25 protein-coding genes are annotated in these 23,735 nt (G+C 66.1%); 10 read left to right on the top strand and 15 right to left on the bottom strand.

Going from position 1 to position 23,735, the window contains the following annotated elements:
• Window positions 1–2: 2 nt before the first annotated feature.
• The 7 genes from H7A76_RS11940 (at window position 3) to H7A76_RS11910 (ending at window position 6,868) form a co-directional block, all read left to right on the top strand.
• A complete protein-coding gene (locus H7A76_RS11940; protein ID WP_185698861.1) occupies window positions 3–611 on the top strand; it encodes a glutathione S-transferase in 609 nt (202 codons plus the stop codon).
• Between the two features lie 161 nt (window positions 612–772).
• Window positions 773–1,414, top strand: a complete 642-nt coding sequence (locus H7A76_RS11935; protein WP_185698667.1) for a DUF1345 domain-containing protein — start codon at window positions 773–775, stop codon at window positions 1,412–1,414.
• 170 nt (window positions 1,415–1,584) lie between these two features.
• Window positions 1,585–2,610 carry a LacI family DNA-binding transcriptional regulator gene (locus H7A76_RS11930; protein ID WP_185698666.1) on the top strand — a complete coding sequence of 342 codons (1,026 nt, stop codon included), beginning with the start codon at window positions 1,585–1,587 and terminating at the stop codon, window positions 2,608–2,610.
• Window positions 2,611–2,766: 156 nt separating this feature from the next.
• Window positions 2,767–3,549 carry a sugar phosphate isomerase/epimerase gene (locus H7A76_RS11925; protein WP_185698665.1) on the top strand — a complete coding sequence of 261 codons (783 nt, stop codon included), beginning with the start codon at window positions 2,767–2,769 and terminating at the stop codon, window positions 3,547–3,549.
• Window positions 3,542–4,498, top strand: coding sequence for a sugar kinase (locus H7A76_RS11920; RefSeq protein WP_185698664.1), 957 nt, complete (start codon window positions 3,542–3,544; stop codon window positions 4,496–4,498). Before H7A76_RS11925 ends, H7A76_RS11920 begins: the two co-directional genes overlap by 8 nt.
• A gap of 75 nt (window positions 4,499–4,573) precedes the next feature.
• A complete protein-coding gene (locus H7A76_RS11915; RefSeq protein ID WP_185698663.1) occupies window positions 4,574–5,869 on the top strand; it encodes an MFS transporter in 1,296 nt (431 codons plus the stop codon).
• Window positions 5,870–5,887: 18 nt separating this feature from the next.
• Window positions 5,888–6,868: a D-glycerate dehydrogenase gene (locus tag H7A76_RS11910; protein ID WP_185698662.1), complete on the top strand. Its 981-nt coding sequence runs from the start codon at window positions 5,888–5,890 to the stop codon at window positions 6,866–6,868.
• Between the two features lie 222 nt (window positions 6,869–7,090).
• On the opposite strand, the gene hcnC is transcribed toward H7A76_RS11910, so the two are convergent.
• The 11 genes from hcnC to H7A76_RS11855 all read right to left on the bottom strand — a co-directional run bounded on the left by hcnC (window position 7,091) and on the right by H7A76_RS11855 (window position 17,704).
• Window positions 7,091–8,335: a cyanide-forming glycine dehydrogenase subunit HcnC gene (gene hcnC / locus H7A76_RS11905; protein ID WP_185698661.1), complete on the bottom strand. Its 1,245-nt coding sequence runs from the start codon at window positions 8,333–8,335 to the stop codon at window positions 7,091–7,093.
• Window positions 8,328–9,737: a cyanide-forming glycine dehydrogenase subunit HcnB gene (gene hcnB / locus H7A76_RS11900; protein WP_185698660.1), complete on the bottom strand. Its 1,410-nt coding sequence runs from the start codon at window positions 9,735–9,737 to the stop codon at window positions 8,328–8,330. The genes hcnC and hcnB overlap by 8 nt, the downstream gene beginning before the upstream one ends.
• Complete coding sequence (hcnA, locus tag H7A76_RS11895; RefSeq protein WP_185698659.1) at window positions 9,734–10,051, bottom strand: cyanide-forming glycine dehydrogenase subunit HcnA; 318 nt, start codon at window positions 10,049–10,051, stop codon at window positions 9,734–9,736. Before hcnA ends, hcnB begins: the two co-directional genes overlap by 4 nt.
• Window positions 10,052–10,310: 259 nt before the next feature.
• On the bottom strand, window positions 10,311–11,258 hold the full coding sequence (locus H7A76_RS11890) for a spore coat U domain-containing protein (RefSeq protein WP_185698658.1): 948 nt from the start codon (window positions 11,256–11,258) through the stop codon (window positions 10,311–10,313).
• Entirely contained in the window at window positions 11,255–13,624 is a 2,370-nt protein-coding gene (locus H7A76_RS11885) for a fimbria/pilus outer membrane usher protein (protein ID WP_185698657.1), read from the bottom strand. The genes H7A76_RS11890 and H7A76_RS11885 overlap by 4 nt, the downstream gene beginning before the upstream one ends.
• Window positions 13,625–13,635: 11 nt before the next feature.
• Window positions 13,636–14,418, bottom strand: coding sequence for a molecular chaperone (locus tag H7A76_RS11880; protein ID WP_185698656.1), 783 nt, complete (start codon window positions 14,416–14,418; stop codon window positions 13,636–13,638).
• Between the two features lie 20 nt (window positions 14,419–14,438).
• Window positions 14,439–14,972 (bottom strand): spore coat U domain-containing protein, encoded by a 534-nt coding sequence (locus H7A76_RS11875; RefSeq protein ID WP_185698655.1) that lies wholly within the window; start codon window positions 14,970–14,972, stop codon window positions 14,439–14,441.
• Between the two features lie 4 nt (window positions 14,973–14,976).
• Entirely contained in the window at window positions 14,977–15,492 is a 516-nt protein-coding gene (locus tag H7A76_RS11870) for a spore coat U domain-containing protein (protein WP_185698654.1), read from the bottom strand.
• 49 nt (window positions 15,493–15,541) lie between these two features.
• Window positions 15,542–16,084, bottom strand: a complete 543-nt coding sequence (locus H7A76_RS11865; RefSeq protein ID WP_185698653.1) for a spore coat U domain-containing protein — start codon at window positions 16,082–16,084, stop codon at window positions 15,542–15,544.
• An 833-nt stretch (window positions 16,085–16,917) separates the two neighbouring features.
• Window positions 16,918–17,313, bottom strand: a complete 396-nt coding sequence (locus tag H7A76_RS11860) for a hypothetical protein (RefSeq protein ID WP_185698652.1) — start codon at window positions 17,311–17,313, stop codon at window positions 16,918–16,920.
• A 40-nt stretch (window positions 17,314–17,353) separates the two neighbouring features.
• Entirely contained in the window at window positions 17,354–17,704 is a 351-nt protein-coding gene (locus H7A76_RS11855) for a hypothetical protein (RefSeq protein WP_185698651.1), read from the bottom strand.
• A 181-nt stretch (window positions 17,705–17,885) separates the two neighbouring features.
• On the opposite strand from H7A76_RS11855, the gene H7A76_RS11850 reads away from it, so the two are divergent.
• Together H7A76_RS11850 and H7A76_RS11845 are read left to right on the top strand one after the other, a co-directional pair.
• A complete protein-coding gene (locus H7A76_RS11850) occupies window positions 17,886–18,569 on the top strand; it encodes a response regulator transcription factor (protein WP_185698650.1) in 684 nt (227 codons plus the stop codon).
• Window positions 18,547–19,938 (top strand): sensor histidine kinase, encoded by a 1,392-nt coding sequence (locus tag H7A76_RS11845; RefSeq protein WP_185698649.1) that lies wholly within the window; start codon window positions 18,547–18,549, stop codon window positions 19,936–19,938. The genes H7A76_RS11850 and H7A76_RS11845 overlap by 23 nt, the downstream gene beginning before the upstream one ends.
• Before the next feature lie 57 nt (window positions 19,939–19,995).
• On the opposite strand, the gene H7A76_RS11840 is transcribed toward H7A76_RS11845, so the two are convergent.
• The 4 genes from H7A76_RS11840 to H7A76_RS11825 all read right to left on the bottom strand — a co-directional run bounded on the left by H7A76_RS11840 (window position 19,996) and on the right by H7A76_RS11825 (window position 22,907).
• A complete protein-coding gene (locus H7A76_RS11840; RefSeq protein WP_083235646.1) occupies window positions 19,996–20,634 on the bottom strand; it encodes a trimeric intracellular cation channel family protein in 639 nt (212 codons plus the stop codon).
• 124 nt (window positions 20,635–20,758) lie between these two features.
• Window positions 20,759–21,019, bottom strand: a complete 261-nt coding sequence (locus tag H7A76_RS11835) for a DUF1652 domain-containing protein (RefSeq protein WP_185698648.1) — start codon at window positions 21,017–21,019, stop codon at window positions 20,759–20,761.
• Window position 21,020: 1 nt separating this feature from the next.
• Window positions 21,021–21,272, bottom strand: coding sequence for a CsbD family protein (locus H7A76_RS11830; RefSeq protein ID WP_185698647.1), 252 nt, complete (start codon window positions 21,270–21,272; stop codon window positions 21,021–21,023).
• A gap of 135 nt (window positions 21,273–21,407) precedes the next feature.
• Complete coding sequence (locus H7A76_RS11825) at window positions 21,408–22,907, bottom strand: helix-turn-helix transcriptional regulator (RefSeq protein ID WP_185698646.1); 1,500 nt, start codon at window positions 22,905–22,907, stop codon at window positions 21,408–21,410.
• Between the two features lie 176 nt (window positions 22,908–23,083).
• On the opposite strand from H7A76_RS11825, the gene H7A76_RS11820 reads away from it, so the two are divergent.
• The gene (locus tag H7A76_RS11820; RefSeq protein WP_185698645.1) at window positions 23,084–23,614 is read left to right on the top strand and encodes a GNAT family N-acetyltransferase; all 531 of its coding nucleotides are present in this window, start codon (window positions 23,084–23,086) and stop codon (window positions 23,612–23,614) included.
• Window positions 23,615–23,735: the final 121 nt, after the last annotated feature.

Genomic DNA, 23,735 nt, shown 5'->3' with positions numbered 1-23,735 from the left:
ACATGGCCGAACCGATCCTCTACTCGTTCCGCCGCTGTCCCTATGCCATGCGTGCCCGGCTGGCCCTGCGCTATGCCGGGGTGAGGCCACGGATAGTCGAAGTCAGCCTCAAGGCCAAGCCGCCCGAAATGCTGGCGCTGTCGGCCAAGGGCACGGTGCCGGTGCTCAGTGTCGGTGAACAGGTGATCGATGAAAGCCTGCAGATCATGCTCTGGGCCCTGGAACACAATGACCCCGGGGACTGGCGCCTGCTGGGCGATCCCCAGGCCCGGGGGCGGATGGCGGGGCTGATCGAGGAGAACGACCAGGTGTTCAAGGTCCACCTCAACCGCTACAAGTACGCCGAGCGTTACCCCGAGGCGCCGATGGAGCACTACCGGGCCCAGGGCGAGCTGTTCCTGGCGCGCCTGGAGGGCCTGTTGCGCCAGCAACGCTACCTGCTGGCCGCGCACCCGAGCCTGGCGGACGCGGCCCTGCTGCCCTTCGTCCGCCAGTTCGCCCACGTCGACCGCGACTGGTTCGCCCAGGCGCCCTACCCGGCGCTGCAAGCCTGGTTGCAGGGCTGGCTGGAGTCCGAGCTGTTCAGCGCGATCATGGCCAAGCCCGCCTGACACCGAGTTGCGCTTGCCTGGCCGAACGCCGAGGGGCCTGCGGCCCCTGTCGCAGCCTCGCGGGCTCGACAGCGGCTACAGCCCTGTGCAGCTGCCACCAGGCGCAATCGGCAAAATTGCCGTGCTAAGGTTCAGCACCTGTCCTGCAACGGCGAGCCGCCATGTCCATCGTGATCCGTACTCATCCCCGCCTGACCTTCGGTGTCCTGGCCGGCTGCGCCGCCGGCCTGCTGGTGCCAGCGCAGACCCTGACCGGCAAGATCCTCATCGGCTGGAACGTCGCGGTCTGGACCTACCTGGCGCTGATGTTCTGGCTCACGGTCCGGGCCCGGGCCGATCAGGTCAAGCGCATCGCCGAGGCCGAGGACGAAAACGCCGGGCTGGTGCTGCTGATCGTCTGCGTCGCCGCCATCGCCAGCCTGGTGGCCATCACCCTGGAACTGGTGGGCAGCAAGGACCTGGACACCACCCGACGGCTGCTGCACTACGGTTTCACCGGCCTGACGGTGATCGGCTCCTGGCTGCTGGTGGGGGTGATCTTCAGCGTCCACTATGCCCGCCTCTACTACACCTGGGACGGTCCGGAACCGGCCCTGCGCTTCGCCGAGAACCTGAAGGATCCCGACTACTGGGACTTCCTGTACTTCTCCTTCACCATCGGCGTGGCCGTGCAGACCTCGGACGTCGGCGTAGCCACTCGCGAGCTGCGCAGGATCGTCCTCGCCCAGTCGCTGATCGGTTTTTTGTTCAACACCGCGATCCTGGGCTTTTCCATCAATATCGCCGCCGGGCTGTTCAGCTAGCCCGGCAGCGGCTCGCAGCCCACCGCTGGTCAGCTGGGCAAAGAACGCGGGCTGTTTTCCCCCTGCAACAGACTTGACGGCGCAACCGATTCTGCGGTTTCCTGAAACCGGTTTCAGGCCTGTCCCCGGAATCCTGCGAACCGATCATTCCAAGAACAAGGTCAGCGCCCGTGAATCAGTTTTCCGCCGCCCAGCGCAGCCGCGTCACCATGCTCGATGTCGCCCACCGTGCCGGGGTCTCCAAGGCCAGTGTGTCGCGCTTCATCGGCGAAGACCGCGCCCTGCTTTCCGACGCCATCGCCCTGCGCATCGAGCAAGCCATCAGCGAACTGGGCTATCGCCCGAACCAGATGGCCCGTGGCCTGAAGCGCGGGCGCACGCGCCTGATCGGCATGCTGGTGGCCGATATCCGCAACCCGTATTCGATTGCCGTGATGCACGGCGTGGAAACCGCCTGCCGCCTGCACGGCTACAGCCTGGTGGTGTGCAACACCGACCGCGACGACCAGCAGGAAGCCCGGCACCTGGCCAACCTGCGGGCCTATAACATCGAAGGCCTGATCGTGAACACCCTGGGCCACCACCTGGACCAATTGCAGCAATTGCAGGAGGAAATGCCCATGGTGCTGGTGGATCGCAAGCTGGCGCAGTTGCAGGCTGACCTGGTGGGCCTGGACAACCCGGCGGCGGTGCACCTGGCCATCGAGCACCTGGAACAACAGGGCTACCGCGACCTGCTGCTGGTCAGCGAGCCCCATGACGGCACCAGCTCGCGCCTGGAGCGCAGCGCCAGCTTCCAGGCCGAATTGACTCGCCGTCCGGGCTTGCGCGGCCAGGTCCTGGAGACCGGCGCCGGGCTCGATGCCGGCCTGCAAACCTTCCTCGATACGCCCGGCCCCGGGCCCAAGGCGCTGTTCTGCGCCAACGGCGTGGCCACGCTGGCCGCCAGCAACGCCTTGCGTCAACTCGGCCGGCCGCTGTTCGGCAAGCTGGGACTGATCGCCCTCGACGACCTGGACTGGTACCCGCTGGTGGGCAACGGCATCACCGCCCTGGCCCAACCCACGGCGGCCATCGGCGCCAGCGCCTTCGAATGCCTGCTCAAGCGCCTGCGTGGCGATAGTGGCCCGGCCCGGGTGGTGGACTTCCCCGCGCAATTGATCGTCCGCGGCTCGACCTGCCAGGCCCGAGGGTAAGGCTGTGCAAGGCCGTGCGAGCCTGGGTGCATCACGCGTAGCCGCTGCCGCAGGCTGCGCATGGGCACGCAGCGGCCAGATGCAGCGAGCACAGAGATAGACCGCAACACGGCATTGACTCGAACAAAAATGAAACCGGTTTCAGAGGTAGGCAGCATGACTAGATCACCCGTTTCCATCAGCCTGTCCAGCTACGGCGCGGACCTGGTGCGCCAGCACGGCCAGGGGTACTTCATCCCCCTGGTGGCCGCCGCCGGGGCGTCCTGCATCGAGTGGCGCGAAGAACTGCTGAGCGGCGAGAACCCCGCCGAGCTGGCCCAAAGCGCCCGTGAACACGGGCTGGACAGCGTGTACTCCTCGCCCCTGGAGCTGTGGCAGCCGGGGCGCAGCGAACCGGCGCCGAAACTGTCCGCCACCTTGCAGCGGGCCCGGGAGTTCGGCGCCCGCCAGCTCAAGGTGTCCCTCGGCCACTTCAATGAGCATCACGACCTGCGCTGCCTGGCCAGCCTGCTGTTCCGCCAGCCGCTGCAACTGCTGGTGGAGAACGACCAGACCGCCCACGGCGGGCGCATCGAGCCGTTCCAGCGCTTCTTCAGCGCCGTGGAAAGCCTCAACCTGCCACTGCGCATGACTTTCGATATCGGCAACTGGCAATGGCAGGAGCAATCGGCGCTCAACGCCGCGCGGGTGCTGGGCCGGCATGTGGGCTACGTGCACTGCAAGGCGGTGCGCCAGCGGGTGGACGGCAAGCTGGTGGCGATACCGCCCGGCAGCCCGGAACTGCATCAGTGGGAACAACTGCTGCGACACATGACCCAAGGTATTACCCGGGCCGTGGAATACCCCTTGCAGGGCGACGACCTGGCGCGGGTGACCGCGACCCAGGTCGAGCTGTTGGCCCGCCTGGGCCAGTCGCGACTGGAGAACACCCATGCCTGAGATCGACATCCTGTCCTTCGGCGAGACCATGGCCATGTTCGTCGCCGAACACAGCGGCGACCTGGCCCAGGTCGAGCACTTCCACAAGCGCATCGCCGGCGCCGACAGCAACGTGGCCATCGGCCTGTCGCGCCTGGGCTTCAAGGTGGCCTGGCTGAGCCGGGTCGGCAACGATTCCCTGGGCCGCTTCGTGCTCGACACCCTCAAGGCCGAGGGCCTGGACTGCCGCTTCGTGCGTTGCGATCCACTGCACCCGACCGGCTTCCAGCTCAAGTCCCGGGAAGACAACGGCGATGACCCCAAGGTGGAGTATTTCCGCCGCGGCTCGGCGGCCAGCCACCTGAACGTCAGCGACGTCGCCCCGCCACTGCTGCGCGCCCGGCACCTGCATGCCACCGGGATTCCCCCGGCGCTGTCGGATGCGACCCGGGAACTGACCCACTACCTGATGCGCACCCAGCGCGCCGCCGGACGCAGCGTGTCGTTCGATCCCAACCTGCGCCCAAGCCTGTGGGCCAGCGAAGCGCTGATGATCCGCGAGATCAACCGCCTGGCGGCCCTGGCCCACTGGGTGCTGCCGGGCCTGGGCGAAGGCCGGCTGCTGAGCGGCTACGAGGACCCGGCGGACATCGCCGCCTTCTACCTGGACCAGGGCGCCGAGGCGGTGGTGATCAAGCTCGGCGCCCATGGCGCCTACTACCGCACCCAGCTGGATGCCGGTTTCGTCGACGCCGTGCCGGTGCCCCAGGTGGTGGACACCGTGGGTGCCGGCGATGCCTTCGCCGTGGGCCTGGTCAGCGCCCTGCTGGAAAGCTGCGGCATGGTCGAGGCGGTGCAGCGGGCCAACTGGAGCGGCAGCCGCGCGGTGCAGAGCCGCGGCGACATGGAGGGCCTGCCCTATCGCCACGAGCTGCCCACCGACCGGCCATGCCTGGCGACCGCGCTCTAGCGCCGGCCCCGCCGACAGGCCAAGACCCCGACCACCACCTGTTGCGACAAGAACAACAAGCTCAGGAGAACTGCCATGGATACGCTCAAACTCGCCGCCCGCCGTTGGTGGTACATCATGCCCATCGTCTTCATCACCTACAGCCTGGCCTACCTGGACCGTGCCAACTACGGCTTCGCCGCCGCCTCGGGCATGGCCGCCGACCTGAACATCACCCCCGGGCTGTCATCGCTGCTGGGCGCACTGTTCTTCCTCGGTTATTTCTTCTTCCAGGTGCCGGGGGCGATCTACGCGCAGCGCCGCAGCGTGAAGAAGCTGATCTTCGTCAGCCTGATCCTCTGGGGCGCCCTGGCCACCCTCACCGGCATCGTCGCCAATGCCTACATGCTGATCGGCATCCGCTTCCTGCTCGGCGTGGTGGAGGCCGCCGTGATGCCGGCGATGCTGGTCTACCTGTGCCACTGGTTCACCCGGGCCGAACGCTCGCGGGCCAATACCTTCCTGATCCTCGGCAACCCGGTGACCATGCTGTGGATGTCGGTGGTCTCGGGTTACCTGGTGGAGCATTTCAGCTGGCGCTGGATGTTCATCATCGAAGGCCTGCCGGCGGTGCTCTGGGCCTTCATCTGGTGGCGCCTGGCCGATGATCGGCCGAGCCAGGCCCAGTGGCTCGACGAGCAGGAGAAACAGGACCTGGAGAGCGCCCTGGCCGCCGAGCAGCAAGGCATCAAGGCGGTGAAGAACTACGCCGAGGCGTTCCGCTCGCCCAAGGTGATCATCCTGGCCTTGCAGTTCTTCTGCTGGAGCATCGGCGTCTATGGCTTCGTCCTCTGGCTGCCATCGATCCTCAAGCAGGGCGCGCAAATGGACATGGTCGAGGCCGGCTGGCTCTCGGCCCTGCCCTACCTGGCGGCGGTGATCGCCATGCTCGGGGTGTCCTGGGGCTCGGACCGGACCCAGAAGCGCAAGCGCTTCGTCTGGCCGCCGCTGCTGGTGGCGGCCTTCGCCTTCTATGGCTCGTACCTGCTGGGGGCCGAGCATTTCTGGTGGTCCTACGCCCTGCTGGTGATCGCCGGGGCCTGCATGTACGCGCCCTACGGGCCGTTCTTCGCCATCGTCCCGGAGATCCTGCCGGCCAACGTCGCCGGCGGCGCCATGGCGCTGATCAACAGCATGGGCGCCCTGGGTTCGTTCGGCGGCTCCTACCTGGTGGGCTACCTGAACAGCGCCACCGGTTCGCCGGGAGCCTCCTACCTGCTGATGAGCGGCGCGCTGCTGCTGTCGGTGTTGCTCACCCTGTTGCTCAAGCCCGGCGCCAGCACGCCGCAGGCCAAACCCCTGGCGCTGCGCCGGCGCCTGGCCCATTCCTGAATCGCCACAGAGACTTCCATGAAAAAACATCTGCTGCTGTACAAGAAACTCTCGCCGTCGCTGATGGCGCGCCTGCAGGAACAACTCACCGTGACCCTGGTCGAGGACTTGGCCGGCGCCGGCCTGGAGCGACTGCGCGAGGCCCTGCCCGAGGCCCATGGCCTGCTGGGCGCCAGCCTGCGCCTGGATGCGGCATTGCTGGATCGGGCGCCACGGCTGGAAGCCGTGGCCAGCGTCTCGGTGGGGGTCGACAACTACGACATCGACTACCTGACCCGGCGCGGCATCCTGCTCAGCAACACCCCGGACGTGCTTACCCAGACCACCGCCGACACCGGCTTCGCGCTGATCCTGGCCAGCGCCCGGCGCCTGGTGGAACTGGCCGACATGGTCCGCGCCGGCCAGTGGAACCACAGCATCGGCCCGGCGCACTTCGGCAGCGACGTGCATGGCAAGACCCTGGGCATCATCGGCATGGGCCGCATCGGCGAAGCCCTGGCCCAGCGTGGGCACTTCGGCTTCGGCATGCCGGTGATCTACCACAGCCACCAGCCCAAGCCGGCCGTGGAGCAGCGTTTCGGCGCCCGCTACCGCAGCCTCGAGCAACTGCTGCAAGAGGCCGACTTCATCTGCCTGACCCTGCCGCTGACCCCGCAAACCCAGGGCCTGATCGGCGCCCGGGAATTCGCCCTGATGCGCCCCGAAAGCATCTTCATCAATATTTCCCGGGGCAAGGTGGTGGACGAGGCGGCGTTGATCCAAGCGCTACAGGAGCGGCGTATTCGCGGCGCCGGGCTGGACGTGTTCGAACGAGAGCCGCTGGATCATCACTCGCCGCTGCTGCAACTCTCCAATGTGGTGGCCACCCCGCATATCGGCTCGGCCACCTTCGAAACCCGCGAGGCCATGGCGCGCTGCGCGGTGGACAATATCCTCGCCGCCCTGGCCGGCGAACGCCCGGCGAACCTGGTCAACCCCGCGGCCTGGAACCGTCACTAACTCGGTGCCCCTGTGGCCGCTGCGCGACCGTGCGCAGCCTCTGTAGCCGCTGCTGAGCCGGCGAAGCTGCGCCAAGGTCCGCAGGACCTTCCAGCAATCGCCCCCCTGCGACAACGACTGCGCTAGAAACCAAAAGGCCCGCCGGCGCCAGGTCCGCGAGCCTGCTGCTCGACGAAACCTGGCACCGGCGGGCCGGCTTGGCTGGCGTTCAGGCCAGGCGCGCTACGCCAGTTTCTTCTGCGGCTCCAGGGCGAAGCGACGGGCCAGGAATGGCGTGATATCCAGCGGCAGCGCCTCGTCGTGCACCAGCTTGTCCAACAACACCCCGGTGATCGCCGAGGTCAGGATGCCGGTGCGGAAGTGCCCGCAGGCGTTGAGGTAACCCTGGATCCCGTCCATCGGCCCGAGGATCGGCAGCTCATCCGGCGAACCGGGACGCAGCCCCGCCCAGCAGCGCTTGAGGTTGACCTGGGCCAGCTCGGGAATGCAGCGCACCGCGCCCTGCACCAGGCCGTTGATCTCCGGATAGGTGGTGGTCACGTCGAAACCCTTGTCCTCGGTGGTGCTGCCGATGAGGATCTCGCCGTTGTCCTTCTGCGCCATGTAGCAGTCACTGGTGGTCAGGCAACCGTTGAGCAGCTTGGGCATGCGCTCGGTCAGGAGGATCTGGCCCTTGACCGGCTTGACCGGGATCTCCATCCCCGTGGCCTGCAGGCTCAGCTCGGCGGCCCAGGCGCCGGCGGCGTTGATCAGGGTCGAGCAATGGAACACCCCGGCCTCGGCGGTCTGTACGCCAGTGACCCGGTTACCCTGGTGCAAGACACCGGTGACGTTGGTGTTGAAGAACACGTCGACGCCATTCTGCCGGGCGCCCTCGGTGTAGGCGTCGGTGAGGCGGAACGGGTTGACCTGGTGGTCGCAGAGGAACTCCAGGGCGCCCTGGGCCTCATGGCTGATACTCGGCTCGGAGGCGCGCAGGGCCGCCTGGTCGAGCCAGCGCACCTGCTCCGAGAGGTGCGGAATGCAGCCGACGATATGCTCGGCGTACAGCCGGTCTTCATCGTCGTAGATGACGAACTTGAGCCCGGTGTGCTCGAACTTGAAGTCCATGCCATGCAAGCCGATCAGCTCGCGGTGCAGGCGCGGGTACAGCTCGTTGGACTGCAGGGCGAAGTCGAAGAACGATTGCGGCAGGATGTGCGGGGTGCTGGAGTCCACCACCACCGCCGAGCCCTGGGCCTCGCGCTTGCGATTGGCCGACATCATGCGGAAGAAGATCACCCCGCAACCCAGGCCCACCGATTCGCCGATGGCCCACAGGCCGCCGGCCGAGGCGCGGCTGGCATTGCCCGGGCGCTTGGAGTCGATCAAGGCCACCTTCAGGCCCTTGCGCTTGGACAGCTGATAGGCGCAGGACGCCCCGATCACGCCGCCACCGGCGATTACCACGTCATAGTGCTTAGTCATGCTGGGAGACCTCCTGGTCGGCCGGCGCAAAGGCGGAGAATGGAATCGGGTCCAGCGGGAAGCGCGGGCGAATCCAGCCCACATCCTTGCGCCCGGTGGCCTGGCGCAGGCGGTCGCTGCAATAGCCCACGCACATCCGCCCCTGGCAGTCGCCCATGCTCACCCGGGTGCGCATCTTCAGGCTGGCCATGTCCTCGACGCCCTGGGCCAGGGCGCGTTCGATATCGTTGCGGGTGGTGTGCTCGCAACGGCAGATCACGGTGTCGCCCTTGGGCAGTTCTATCTGTCCGACACCACGCGCGGTGTAGCGGTCCACCGCACCGCGAAAACGCAGGATCGAGGCCAGCTTGCGCTCGTAGCCCTGGCGCCGGCGCAGGGCCGCCTCGTTGCTCAACACATCGCGCTGCATCAGGATCGACAACGCCGCGATACGGCCACTGAGCATCGCCGCTTCCCCTCCGCGGATGCCGCCCATGTCGCCGGCCAGGTGGATGTGCGGCTCGCTGCTCTGCTGCCAGACGTTGGCGTTGGCCCGCAGGTAGCCGTCGTCGCTGAAGCTGTGCTCCAGGCCCATCTGCTGGCTGAGCTGGGTGCGCGGAATGAAGCCGTAGCCGATGGCCAGGGTCTGGGCGGCGATGCGCTGGGCCTGGGACATGTCCGGCTGCCAGTCGCTGGAATACGGGGCCACGGTCACTACGCTGAGGGCGTCCTGGCCCTGGGCCTCGACCACGCCCCAGCCATAGCGCAGGGCGATGCCGTGTAGCTTCAGGTAGGCCAGCATGCTCAAGCCATCGAGGAACAACTGCGGCTTGTTGAGCAGGGCCAGGCTCTGCTTGGCGATCTTGCCCAGGGCGCTGGCCTCGTAGACTCCGGCCACCCGCACGCCTGCGGCATGCAGCTGGCAGGCCACCAGGGGCAGCAGCGGGCCGGTGCCGGCGATCACCACCGGGCTCTGGGGCTTGACCACCCCGCTCTTGATCTGCAATTGCAGGCCACCGAGCAGCTTGACCCCGGGCAGGGTCCAGCCGGGGAACGGCACGCTGCGCTCGTGGCAGCCGGCGGCCAGCACCAGTTGCCCGTAGTGCACTTCCTGCACCTGTTCCTCGCCATCGAGCAGCATCAGGCTATGGCTGCCTTCGGCGCCGATCACCCGACTGTTGAGGCGCACGTCGATCATCTGTTCATGGTCGCCGAAGTCGCCGTGCAGCTTGGCCAGCATCTCGCTGTAGCGCGGTCCCAGGTAATCCAGTTGCACGCCATCGCGCAATGGCCCGCGATAGACCACCCCGCCCAGGCGCGAAGCCTCTTCGATCAGGGTGCTGTGCACGCCGTGCTCGGCCAACTCGATGGCCGCTGCCATGCCCGCCGGGCCACCACCGACGATTAGCGGATTCTGGCTCATAGGCTGGGCTCCGTTTCGTTGATGCGGTTGACCAGGGTCTGCACCTGCATGCCTGGCTTGACCAGGGTCTGGCAGGCCCGGCGCTTGTGCCGGCCATCGATCTGCACCAGGCAGCAATGACACACGCCCATGCCACAGTAGGCACCCACCAATTGCCCATGGTCGTTGCGGGCCACCTGGCGCAGGCCGGTGGCCTGGATCACGCTGAGGACGGTCTCGCCCAGCGCGGCGGTGACCGGCTGGCCATTGAGGCTGATGGTCATGTCCGCATGCTGCAGCGGCTGAATGTCGAAGTTGCGGTCTATCTGACGCATTGCGGTTCATCCGTGAAGAAGTGAAAGGCGGTTGCCGGCATCCTGCCGCCCGGGTCCCGGTGCGAGGACGTGGCAACGTCACGGTTCCGGAGGCTCTGCCAGAACCAGGCGCGGGCCAATCTAGTCGGTTTGTCGGACACGAGTATTGACTTGGGCCAAGCAAATGCCCGCGCAACGTCATGAAAATGCCGCCAGTGTCCCGACGTCTCGGGCCACCGCCAGCGCCAGAGCAGCCACCCTCCAGCGCCTGCCTGGGTGGTCAGTAGGTCAGGATGACGCGCACGGTATCGCTGTAGCTGCCGGCCGGGACGTTGCCCTGGGCAGGGTTGCCGATGGCCCGGTAAGGCACGCTCTGCGATACGCCACTGCCGACTCCGCGCTGGGTATTGAGCGTGGTCCAGACCGTCGAGTCGCCGGGCTTGTAGAGGTTGTACTCGATGGCATTGGCGCCGCTGAGCATCCGCCGCCAACCAGCGCTGAAATGATTGCCGTTGTCCAGGCCCAGGCTATAGGAGGCGTTCAAGGTGCAACGCACGCCGATGCTCTGGTTCACCGCCGTGAAGGCAGAAACCAGCGCGGCGCTGCCGAAGCTGACATCCGGGGCGCTGTCGATGAAGCAGTCCTTGAGCACCGTCAGCGTCACGTTGATGCTGCTGGTGGCACTGCCCTCGTCGTAGATACAGACCCCCAGGGCGCCCGCGGCACACAGGTACCAACGCCAGCCCAGGAGAATGGTGTCGCTGTAGGTTCCGGCCGGCAGGTTCATCCGGGTGGCGGTGCGCAGGTAGAGCGGCAAGCTGCCGTCAGGGCCGTTGAACAGCCCGAGGATGCCGAGGAACGTGGTCTTGCTCCAACGGGCCGTGGAGCCGACGTTATAGATCTTGCCGCAGCTGCTGTCGCTGCAGATGACGTAAGGCAGGTAGGCATTGCCACGGGCGTTGTACAGCCGAGGGCTGGAGCCCTGTGCATGGGTGGTGCTGGTAATGGTGGCTTCGATGGTGTTGGTGCTCAGTATCGACAGCAGGCTGCCGGTGCACTTGAAACCCGAGGTCGAGGTGATGGCCTGGGGCGTGCTGGCTACAGTAAAGGAGCTCAAGCTGCCGAAGTCGCCACGACTGGAACTGGTGGTGCAGGCCGCGAACAGCGACGGACTGGCACACAGGGCCAGCAGGCCACAGAGGCCGGCGCATGAGGAATATCGGTTCATGGGTTATCTCCACTGACTGCCCGGCAAGGCAACGGACCGATCTGGCTGACGCTGGGTTTGTGGATGTCCAGCCGGAAACTGGCCTGGCACAGGCCACCATCGCCAAGCCGCACTCGCAGCTGGTTGTCGGCCTGCAGGTCTTCGAAATACACCTGGCCATCCCAACCGACGATGGCCTGCTGCCCGCTGGCCAGGTGCTCGGCCCGACTCCCCAGCGGCAGCGGCGAACCTTGCTCATCCACCAGGCTGATGCTGGCGGCAACCACGGTGCGCATCGGGAAATCCAGCAAGGCCCCGCTGCCCTGGCGCACCGACACCCGCTGCTCGACATCCGGTACCCGGACGTTGGCCGGCAGGCCCAGGGAGTCGACCTGGAACTTCGCCGGGTGGTAGGCCGCGACCCAGGGCACCAGCAAGTGACCGTTTTCATCCGATTGGCCCACCCGCTGGTTCTCATAGCGGATCGGCACCTGGGCGTACCCACCGGTGCTGACCAGCACGAAGGCATCGTTGATCCGGTTGCTGGCGAACAGCGCGCGATCCATCCATACCAGCGAGCCACTGGCGTCGGCCCAGCGCGTGTGGTTGCCAGCCTGGCCATAGAGCCCGGCTCGCAGCTGCACGTTCTGCGTACGCCAGGTCAGGTCCGCCTGCTGGTAGCGACTGGCACCGCCCCCCTGTCCGAGGTTCCAGCCAAACCCGCCCTCGCTGGGCGCGGCCCGGCTCCAGACCACGCGTTCGCTGTAGCGCCCCTGACTGTCACGGGTCATGCCGACGTTCAGCAGCCCATGGACCTCGAAGGGCAGTACCCACTGTAAAAGCACGCTGTAGCCACTGTCGGCGAGGTCCTTGTTCAGCGTCAGGTAGACGCTGCTGCGGTTGCCGAGTGAACGGCTATACGACAGGTTGAGCAGCCGCGTGCGGTTGCCATCGCGTGCCTGGATATCGAAGTACCCGGTGCCGATGCTGCCCTGCCCGTCAAGGCTCAGGCTGGCGCTGACCTGGTCGGCACGCCGGCTCAAGCGATAACCGCCCAGGGAGCTGAGGTCGTGGTAGCCGTCGCTGCGCTGGATATGCTGCAGGTTCACACCGATGCGCCGCGAATAGTAGGAATACCCGAGCAGGTATTGCTGGCCGCTGTCGCCCTGGCCAGCGCTGGCGCTGGTCGCCAGGCTGAGGGTACCGAAGGTGGCCAGGGCGATGTCGCTGCCGACCCCGAGCAATTGCAGTTCACCGGCTGCCTCGGCATGCCCGGCAAGCGTCAGCTGATCGTTGAGGCCATAACGGTAGATACCACTGGCGGCGGTGTCGCCGTAGGCCAAGCTGCGCCGTCCATAGTCCTCGCGCAAGCGTCCCAGGGACAGGTCGAAATCGCTCAAGCCGCGAGCCAGCAAGGTATTGGAGACATAGAACGGCAGGCTGGTCGACACCTGCCGACCCTGGGCATCGGTGGTCACGATCGTCGCCTCCCCCGCACCGCTGATATACGGCACGTTGCTGATGGCGAAGGGACCGGGCTGCAGGTCGCTGCTGCTGGCCTTGTAGCCGTTGATGAACAGGTCGACGGTACTGGGCACCGCGGCCTGGCCGTCGTACCTGAGCAGCGGATAGGTGACAAGGTCGGGGCGCACCTCGAAATTGCGCGAGAATCGCAAGCCGCCCATGCGCACCGGGTTCGTCCAGTTCAGAGCGCCATTGATGTAGTCGCCCAACTGGTAACTGCGCAGGGCCTGCTCGTCGTTGTAGCGCCAGTAGGTGTCATAGCGCAGGTAACGGTTGCCGGGGTTGTCGGCCCCGCCGAAGTAGTGGTTATAGACCCCGGTATTGGAAAGGGTGGCGAAACCATCGAAGGCGCGTTGCTCCAGCAACGCCGACAGATAGGGCGTGGCGTTGTTGGCGGGCGCCGAGTAATACAGGTCGTAGTTGAACAGCGCCCCCAGGCTGCTGCTCGCCGGAATGTGCGCCAGCAGTCCCGGGTCTTCGATCCGCTGCCGGGGCAGCCAATCGGTCGGCACCTGCAGGCGCAGCTGCTGGCTGGCGCTGTCGTAGTCCACCTGCACATCCGTCAAATCATCCAGCACGATCGACCCGACGGGGTTGCCAGGCAACCGCACGCCCGCCTCGCGCAACAGCGCGGCGTCGAGCAGGTAGCGCCCATCCCTGGCGTTGACGGCCACCACCTGCCCACTGTTGCGACCATTGATGACCAGTTCGAGGTAGTAGCGGACCGTTCCCGGGTCGGCCAGGGCCCGTGGCGCAGGGGGCAGGCCCGTCGCCCCCTGCGCCGCTTGTGCGCAAGACAGCAGCGCCAGCCCGACGGACAGCCAGTGGTGACGGCAAGCCTGCACACCGACCGGGGCAACCACGCTGGCCAACCTCAGTAACCAGGAACGCGGACGGCCGCGTCGTTATCGGACAGTTGCAACATCAGGTTCATGCCTTTGCCCGGGGCCAATCCCGGCGGCAGCAACCACCGCATCTGCTGGCCGGGCAGCACGTAGCCGAGCAAGCCATCCAACAGCGGCAGGCTGCGCCCCGCGCCCTCCCAGCGCACGCGGCTGAGCCGTGCATGCACCGCCCCGTCATTGCGCACCTGCAAGTAACGCTGGCCGCCCTCCTCCACCAGGCGCCAGGCCAGCTGCGGCCGGGTGGCGCTGGCGGGATCGCGGTCCAGGTCGGCCCGTGGCTGGGTCCAGATCCCTGCGGCACTGATGAACAGTGGTATCGAGTAGCGCATCTGGAACTGCAAGGCCAGGCCAGCTTGCTTGCTCGCCGGTCCGGAGCCGTCGGGGACTTCATCGATCAGCACCCGGTAGGCCTGCTCCGACACGTTGGGCGCGGCGCCCAGGCGAATCAGCCGGATCAATTGCCGGCGCCCGGCCTCGACCGTGGCGAAAGGCGGACTGGGAATCACCACCTGCTGGCTGCGGTAGACGTCCTGGAACTGCTCCTGGGTCCAGGCCAGCACCCGCACCTGCAAGGTCACCGGCAGGCTGGCGCGATTTTCCAGCCACAAGGCGGTGGCCCCCTGATCGGCCTCGATGGCTGGGTTGACCGGCCAGATGAGCACCGCACCGGCGGCCTGAACCTGGCCGCACAGGAGCAACAACCCGGCCAACAGCCAATGACCGGGGCTCGACACCAATGGGCAACGGGGCATGGGTTTTCCTCCAGGACGGTTCAGAACGCCAGGGTGACGGTGACGGTGTCGTGGTAGCTGCCGGCGGGCGGCATGCGGGCCGCGGCCAGGAGCCGGGCATAGACCTGGTAGACCTGGGTGCCGGGCGGGAAATCGACGATGGTCCGGGCCTGCGCCCCGCTGCCCCAGACCCGGGAATAGGCCGGGTCCTGGTACAACTGATAGGCGAGCCTCTGGCTGGCGCTGATGTGTTTCAAGTAGCGCTGGCCGCCGCTGGCATTGAGCCCATTGTCCAGGGCCACCGAGACCGTCATGCCCGGGGTACAGGTCAGCACGATGGAGCCAGCTCCCGCGGTACTGGCGATGTCCACCGGCCTGGCCAGGCTGCCCAGCGTGCCGAAATCCAGTAACCCCAGGTCGTAGGTGTTGTTGCTCAGGCGGGTGCCGAAGGCACAGCCGTTGGTGACCATGGCCTGGACCCGGAAGGCGCGGCTGACCGGCGACGGATCGCCCCATGCGGCCAGGGAGGCCAACAAGGCCGGCCACCCGAGCAGCGCCAGACAGCGGCAGGACATCGCGTTACCAGCCGATGGTCACGTTGACGGTGTCGCGATAGGTCCCCGCGCCAGGCGTTGGTTGCGCAGGCACCACGCCATGAATGGGGTACCACTGGTCACTGCCGTTGCCGACGGCGTTGACGCCCACCACATCGTCCCAGACGGTGCCCCCAGGCCGGTCGGAGTACAGGTTGTAGATCAGGGTGCTGGAGGCGTTGGCCGCATTGGCCATCCTGCGCCGGGCAACCGTGCCGTGAAGGCCGCCATCGAGCAGGATGGAATAGGACTGGCCAGTCACGCACTTGACCCGGATCGAGCCGGCCCCTTGTTGCCCCGTCACGCTGATGGCGTTGTCCAGCGAAGCGTACTGGCCGAAATCCAGGGTACCGAAGCCGATCGCACCGCCGCTGTCGACCGTGCCCGCCTCACAGGCCGGGAGCAGCGTGGCCTTCAGGGTAATGGTGGCGACCTGGGCCTGGGTCGGGCTCCAGCCAATCAGGCAGGACACGGCTGCAAGATGAACAGGGTTCAGGTTCATCGCTCCTCCTTGGACCCTCAGGTCCCGTTGGCGACCCGGTGGATGCGCCCTACCAGGCGACGGTGACCAGCAAGGTGTCGGTGTAGGTGCCTGCCGCTGGGGTGGTGGTGCTCTGTCCGGTGGGAGCCACGCGGCCATAGAGGGGGATATCGATGGCCGCGCCGCTGGTAACGATATTCACCGGCATGTTCACCTGGATCGGTGAACTGCGGGCGCTGTCCGAGTAGAGGGCGTAGGCGATGGTGCTCGCGGCGGTCGTGGTACTGCGCATGAAGCGCTGGGCGCCGCTGGCATACAGCCCGGCATCCACGGTCAACCTCGGGGTCAGGCCGGTACTGCACTTGATCTGGATGTTGCCGTTGGCCCCCACGGTCTGGGCATCGACCACGTTGGTGAGATCGGCGTGACTGCCGAAATCGAGCGTGCCCCACTGGTTGACGCCGCCATTGATACTGCCGTTGATGATGGTACAGCCGGCGCCGATGACCATTCGTACACCGACCTGGCCGACCAGGGTTCCCGCCAGCGCAGGCAACGACACCAGGCCCAGGAACGCCCCCAGGGATATGGCCTGTAGAAGCACTCCATTCATCTCCTTGATCCTCTTTATGCAGTGGCAATCAATACGCAACATTATTGTTGCCCAACAAGTTTTATTATGTTTCGCCCACAAAGAAGCCGCATGCGCAGTGGCTGACACATGTAAAGACCTCGACTCAAGAATGACGAAAACACCAGCCACGATACATGGATAGCCGGAGTGTTCACCCGAAAACTCTACACGCCTTATTTCGAATAAACGATAGTGTACCCATGAATTTTATTATCGAATGGACGCCGCCCGTCCAATACTCGTCATCCCCCGCAACGCCACAATGCACAACTTCGCCCCAGCGCGAACAGCACTTGGGCAATTCGCTTTTAAAGCATAGGGATAAGTCAACTATCCATCACCGGCCCAGCCCTTTATACGATGCCAGCAGAAGCCTTTGACCCAGCTCAACCTGGCCAAAACGGTCAACCACCAGAGACGGCAAACGATAAAAACCACTGAAAAAATCAAGGACGATGTTATTAAAATGTTATCTGATGGTTATCTTGATAGCATCTTAATTGCCATCTTCCGGATCACTCTTCACTTGAAAAACAACAGGCTTGAATAACATCCACGATGAAAAAACAGTATCAAAGCAATGTCCACCCAGCGCACAGGAGCGCGTACTGTAAAGTTACACTCACCGTTCATTAAGTTTATTTGAATACCCGAAAGCCCTCGCTCACCGAAAGTTGCCAACTGGCTAGCGGATGGCGGGTAATTTCAACTCCATTTCCACGCTCATCAAACCTTGAAGACTCAAGCGAGGCGCCGAAACAAAAAAGCCGCCCCCAGCACACGCTGGCAGCGGCTTGGTCAACCGGGACGAATCAGGACTTGGCGCGGGCGTAGTAGTACAGCTCGCGCCCCTTGAGCCAGGCAAAGCGGCCCAGCCAGGCAATGATCCAGTAACCCAGCAGGAACTGGCCGATGCTGGTTCCAGGCCAAGGCCCCAGGAGCATCAGCAGGATGCACATCGGCAGGCAGGCCCAGGCGCCAAAGCGCAGGCCGAAGAGCATCAAGAGGCCCGGGATGACGGCAGTCAGCGGCGTCAGCAGGAGGATCTTGACGCCCGTGGTCACCAGCAGGCTCAAGGCATGATGCGGCACGGCGCCGACCAGGGCGATGGCCGCGGGTAATGCCAGCAGGATCTGGCTCAGGCTGTTGAGCACCAGGCTCACCAGCAGCAACCGGCCCAGGGGTTTGAAACGGGAGGTCTTGTTCATCGTCGATCGTCTGGAATGGAAGGATCCGGCGCCGGCTTGGCTAGCGCCGCTTGTAGCTTTTATTGCCACTGGGCGTCAGGCAGTAGACCCCGCCCCTGGGCCCGGTGCAGAAGCTGCCGGAGCCGCAACTGCAACCCTCGGCGTCGCGCAGCAACGGTTGCGCCCGGGAGCTGGGCGCAGGTTCGCCGAACCTCAGCGCGCAGTTCTTCTTCGAGGCGCTGATGGAGCCGTCGCGGCACAGGAACAACTCGCCTTCGCAGCGGGCGATGCCGCCCTTGCGCCCGGAACAGGGCTGGTTGCCCGCCAGCGCAACGCTGCTGCCCAGCCACAGGAGCAGGCCCAGGCACAGCAGCGAGGCGGGTTTGCTGCGCATTTGGATCACCCTGCCCATGCTCGTGCCTCCTGGCAAGAAAAGTGGCCAGATGATATCAGCGTTCTGGGCCAGTGACGCTCGATTTCACTGGTCATGATGGGGTGAGTGCGATAGATGAAAGTTTTTTTAGAATCCAGGCCGCGGTTTCTTGGCAGAATGCCCTCCTGTGCCATGACCCCCTGCAACAGGTGCCTCGCCCATGACCCGCATTCTGACCATTGAAGACGACGCCGTGACGGCCCGGGAAATCGTCGCTGAACTGAGCAGCCACGGCCTGGACGTGGACTGGGTGGACAACGGCCGCGAAGGCCTGGTGCGCGCCGTCAGCGGCGACTACGACCTGATCACCCTGGACCGCATGCTGCCCGAGCTGGACGGCCTGGCCATCGTCACCACCCTGCGCACCATCGGCGTGGCGACGCCGATCCTGATGATCAGCGCCCTGTCCGATGTCGACGAGCGCGTGCGCGGCCTGCGCGCCGGCGGCGACGACTACCTGACCAAGCCCTTCGCCTCCGACGAGATGGCGGCCCGGGTCGAGGTGCTGCTGCGGCGCAAGAACACGGTCAAGGATTTCGACACCAGCCTGCGGGTGGCGGACCTGGAGCTGAACCTGATCAGTCGCGAGGCGACCCGCGCCGACCAGCTGCTGAGCCTGTTGCCCACCGAGTACAAGCTGCTGGAATTCCTGATGCGCAACACCGGGCAGATCCTCTCGCGGATGATGATCTTCGAGGAGGTCTGGGGTTATCACTTCGACCCCGGGACCAACCTGATCGACGTGCACATCGGCCGCCTGCGCAAGAAGATCGACCCACCCGGCATGGTCCCGCTGATCCGCACCGTGCGAGGCTCGGGTTATGTCATCGCTGAACCCCTCTAAGGGCTGGCGCTCCTCCAGCAGCCGCCTGCTGGCGCTCTACAGCTCGCTGTTCGTGGCCTGGAGCTGCATCCTCATGGGGGTGCTGTACTACGAGGTCTCCAGCTACCTGGACAGCCTGGCCAAGCACTCGCTGATGCAACGCCAGCACCTGTTCGCCCGCTTCGAGGGCGAGCAGTTGGTGGAAGCCCTGGCCACCAGCATGACCTTCGACATGCGCGCCATCGACGCCTACGGCCTGTTCGACGCCCAGCGCCGTCCGCTCAGCGGGCCGATCCGCGAGATCCCCGAGGACCTGCCCCTGGACGGCCAGATCCACGAGCTGAAGAACTGCATCGACTCCGACGACCCGAGCCTGCCCCGGGACAGTTGCGATGCGGTGGCCACCCTGACCCGCGACGGCCGCTGGCTGGTGCTGGTGCGCGACAACGGCTCGCTGTTCGCGGTGACCCGGATCATCCTCCACGCCCTGCTCTGGGGGGTTTCCCTGACCATCATTCCCGGCGCGGCCGGCTGGCACCTGTTGCGCCGCCGGCCGTTGCGGCGGATCCGGCAGATCCAGGCCAGCGCCGATGCCATCGTCGCCGGCGACCTGACCCGGCGCCTGCCGCTGTCCAATCGGCGCGACGAGCTGGACATGCTGGCGGCCATCGTCAACGCCATGCTCGAGCGCATCGAGCGGCTGATGCATGAGGTCAAGGGTGTGTGCGACAACATCGCCCACGATCTGCGCACCCCATTGACCCGCCTGCGGGCCCAGCTCTATCGCCTGCAGCAGCAGGCCGAGGAAGGCTCGCCCCAGGCGTTGCAGATGGACCAGCTGCTGGCGGAAGCCGACACCCTGATGGCGCGTTTTCGCGGGTTGCTGCGGATCTCGGAACTGGAAGACCGTCGGCGCCGTTCGGGTTTTCTCGAACTCGACCCCTTGCCGCTGCTGCAAGAGCTGCATGATTTCTACCTGCCCCTGGCCGAGGAAGGCCGCCTGAGCCTGGTGCTGGAGGTGCCGCCGAGCCTGCCGCGCATGGTCGGCGACCGGGCGCTGCTGTTCGAGGCCCTGGCCAACCTGTTGAGCAACTCGATCAAGTTCACCCCACCGGGTGGCGAGGTGATCCTGCGTGGCCTGGACGACGGCGGCAGCCCGCGCCTGGAAGTACTCGACTCCGGCCCCGGGATTCCCCCGGCGGAGCGTGCCGCGGTGTTCCGGCGTTTCTACCGGGTCGACGAAAACAACGCCCAGGGCGGCTTTGGCCTGGGCCTGTCGATCGTTGCGGCGATCGTCGACCTGCACGGCTTCAAGCTCGACGTCGGCACCAGCGAACGCGGCGGCGCCCGCCTGAGCCTTGACTGCCACCCCAACCTGATCACCGAATAGCCGCTGCGCGCCCATGCGCAGCCTGCGGCAGCGGCTACACGCAGCGGTCTGCGCCAATCAGGCCCGGGGCAATTGCCAGCCGTAGTGCACCGAGAGCATGCGCAGGGCGAAACACGCACTGCCGGCCAACCAGGCGCAGGCCATGGGCGCCAGCCCCAGGCGTCGGGCGAGGATCAGGGTGGCAGCGCCGATGAAGGCCGAGCTGGCGTACAAATCCACCTGCAAGACCAGGGGAATGCGCGCCAGCACGATGTCACGGATCACCCCGCCACCGACCCCGGTCACGGTGCCCATCAGGGTCGCCACGAACGACGAGATGCCGACGTTCAAGGCCTTCTGCGTGCCGGCCACGGCGAACAGACCCAGCCCCGCCGCATCCAGCAGGATCAGCAGCGGCTCGGAAATCCCCAGCACCCCTTCATGGAACACGAAGGCCAGCCCGCCCATCACCAGGGCCAGGGCCGGATAGCGCCAGTCGGCCACTGCCTTGGGCGGGCTGGCGCCGATCAACAGGTCACGGGTGACGCCACCGCCGAGGGCGACGATGAAGGCGATCACCATCACCCCCAGCAGATCGAGCTGGGCGCGCATGGCGCTGATCGCGCCTTCCACGGCGAACACCGCGGTACCGGCCAGGTCCGCCACCAAGACGATATTGTCCAAACGACCGGGCACACCCTGGACCCGGGCGTTCACGGTTCACCACCATCGGTGCGGGGAAAGGCTGCGGACATGGGGCCGACTCGCAAGGCCGGCCGCGAGCGCGGCCAGCGACCCTTTGCTTATAGTCCAGCGCCAGCGGCGCCGCCATCGAGCAGGCTCAGGGCGTCAGGTCGATGCGCCCCAGGGAGTTGCTGTCCAGCTCATAGAGCAGTTCGTCGATCATCTTCGCCACATCGGCCTCGCTGCGCAGGGCCTTGAGGCTGAGCCCGCTGGCCACCAGGTCGACCCGGCCGCTGCGGGGCTCGAACACCCGCAGGGTCAAGGTGCCGTCACCCGCCGTAGTGAAGCTGCAAGCCAGTGGCGCCAGGCGCTGTTCGATACAGGCCCGTAGCTGCGCCTGGGTAATCGCCCCGGGCATCTCAGCGGCGCCGCAGCAACAGGCCGGCCAGCAGGCCGACGCCCGCCAACAACGCCGCGCTGGCCAGGGGACGCTCCCGGGCCCAACGCCAGCCCCGGTCCAGCACCTCGCCGTAGTGCTGCTGCAACTGGCCCGCGGCTTCGCGGGCCATGCCCCGAGCCTGCATCGGCTCATCGTCCAGCAGTTCACCCACCATCGCCTGGGCCTTGCCGGCCGCCTTGTCCACCTTGCCCTTGAGCTGTTCGCTCGCCATGTCGACTGTCCTTTTGCTGTGGTTGATCGGGCGCCAGGCCGCGACAGCGAACCTGCGCAGGTTTACAGACTAAAAATCCGCAACGCCTGGTAAAAGGCGCATTTGCACTAGCCGAACTAGTGCATGCGCACCCGTTCAACGCGATCCATTGCCCAAGGCTCCGGCGAACAACCCGCGCTCGCGGGCCCAAACGATGGCCTCGCTCCGGCTGTGCACGCCGAGCTTGGAATACAGGGTCGCCACGTGGTTGCGCACGGTGTTGAGGGCCAACTGCAGCTGGGCGGCGATCTCCTTGTCCGCCAGGCCCTGGTAGAGCAACCCCAGTACTTCACGCTCGCGGGCGGTCAGGTCGGCCGAGGACGTGCCCGGGGCGCCAGGGCCACGGCTGTTGCGGACATTGGCGAGCTTTTCGATCAGGGTCTGGCTGAACCAGGAAGCGTCGCGCATCACCTCCTCGATGGCGCCCACCAGTTCCAGCTCGGAGCGCTTGCGCTCGCTGATATCCATCAGCACCAGCAGGTAGCTGGGCTGGTCCTGGATGATCACAGTGTCGGCGTAGGCCACGCAGTCGATCAGCTCGGCGCCCTTCTTGCGCACCTTGAGGTCCTGGCCCATGACGTGGCCGCTCTTCTCCAACTGGCCGAACAACAGCTGGGCCGCGGCCTGCTCGGCGATGAAACCGATGCTGTCGATGGTCTTGCCCAGCAACTCTTTGCTGCTGTAACCGCAGGTGTTGAGGAAGGCTTCGTTGACGTCGACGATCTGCTGCTCGGCGCTGCACACCAGGGTCGGCACCGGGGTCAGGCGGAACGAGCGGGCGAAGCGCTCCTCGCTCTGGCGCAGGGCGATCTCGGCCTTGCGCCGCGGCTCCAGGTCCATGAAGGAAAACAGCATGCAGTCTTCGTCGTTGATATCCAGGGGCTGGCCAGCGACGATCACCAGCTTGCTGCCGCCCTCGGGCAGACGCAGCTCGGCCTGCATCTGCGGAATGGTCGCACCCTGCCCCAGGCGCTCGATGGCCAGGTCCCTGTGCTCGGCGTCCTCCAGCACATCCAGCTCGTACACCGAACGGCCGATCACCTGGTCCCGGGCGTAGCCGGTCATTTCCAGGAAGCCCTGGTTGACCTTGATGTAGCGCAGGTCGCTGAGACGGCAGATCACCGCCGGCGCCGGGTTGGCGCTGAAGGTCTTCTCGAAGCGCTGCTCGGCGCTGGCCCAGTCGGTGGCATCGCTGAGGATCAGCACCAGCGATTCCGGGGCGCCGCCGCGATCAGTGAGGATCATGCTGCGCACCCGGTGCACCCAATGCCTGGACTGGCCGTCGATCTCGGCCTGGACCTCCACCACCACATCGCTGAAGGTTTCGCCGGCGGCTACCCGGCTGATGGGGTAGCTGTCCAGGGCCAGGGGATGGTTGTTGCGATAGCGCAAGGCATAACGCTTGGCGTATTCCCGGACATTGGCACCCAGCTGGCTGACTTCGCCGACCCCGTGCATGGCCAGTGCCGCCTCGTTGGCCCAGAGCAGGCTCCTGGCCTTGTCGGTCTCGATCAGGATCACCCCGTCGGACAGTCCCGAGATGATCTGCTGCAATTGGCGGCGATTGGTTTCGGTGGCAAGTACGGCCTGGCTCATGGCATCTCCTGAAGGCCACGGCAACGGCCGGGCACGGGACAAGGGCAACTGCCTTTACGACCACGGGCCGCCGCCATCGTGCCCGGGCATCGCACCGGCACTCTGGTCCATCACTCTGGCCCTGGCACGCTGGCTCGAAGTAAGCTGCGCCACCCCGACCTGGCAAGGAACGCAGCATGATCACCATCCGAGAAGCCGAGCAGCACGATCTGGAAGCCCTGCAAACCATAGGCCGCGCCACCTACCGCGAGCATTTCGCCTCGATCTGGAGCGCCGAGGGCATGCAGCGTTTTCTCGACCAGGACTTCGCGCCCCAGGTGCTGGAGCAATCCCTGGTCGCCCGGCACGAACATTTGTGGCTGCTGGCCCTGGACGCGCAGCAGGCACCCATCGGCTTCGCCAAGCTCAACTGGAACCGGCCCATGCCCGGCAGCGATAGGGTCGGGGCCGAGTTGCAGAAGATCTACCTGCTCAAGTCCCAGGCCGGCCAGGGCCATGGCCGGCTGCTGCTGGACCAGGTGTTGCAACGGGCCAGCCAGGGCGGCGCGCGCTGCCTGTGGCTCGATGTGCTCAAGAGCAACGCCGGCGCTCGGCGCTTCTATGAAAGCGCCGGCCTGCGCCAGGTCGGCGAAGTACCCTTCAGCACCGACCTGGAGCAGATCGGCATGTGGGTCATGGCCTGCGACCTGCCCGCCCCCACCTTGTAGCCGCAGCTGACCCCGCGAAGCTGCGAAAAGGCCCGTGGGGCCTTCCAGCCCGCGCCCGGACAACCACCCCCTGGCGGCCGCTACGCGCCCGTGCGCAGCCTGCGGCAGCGGCTACACGAAG

Origin of the sequence: Pseudomonas sp. MSSRFD41, from assembly GCF_014230245.1 — a bacterium.
GTDB lineage: Bacteria > Pseudomonadota > Gammaproteobacteria > Pseudomonadales > Pseudomonadaceae > Aquipseudomonas > Aquipseudomonas piscis.
The sequence above is the reverse complement of the archived record's forward strand: the minus strand, read 5'-3'. Positions and strand labels throughout refer to the sequence as shown.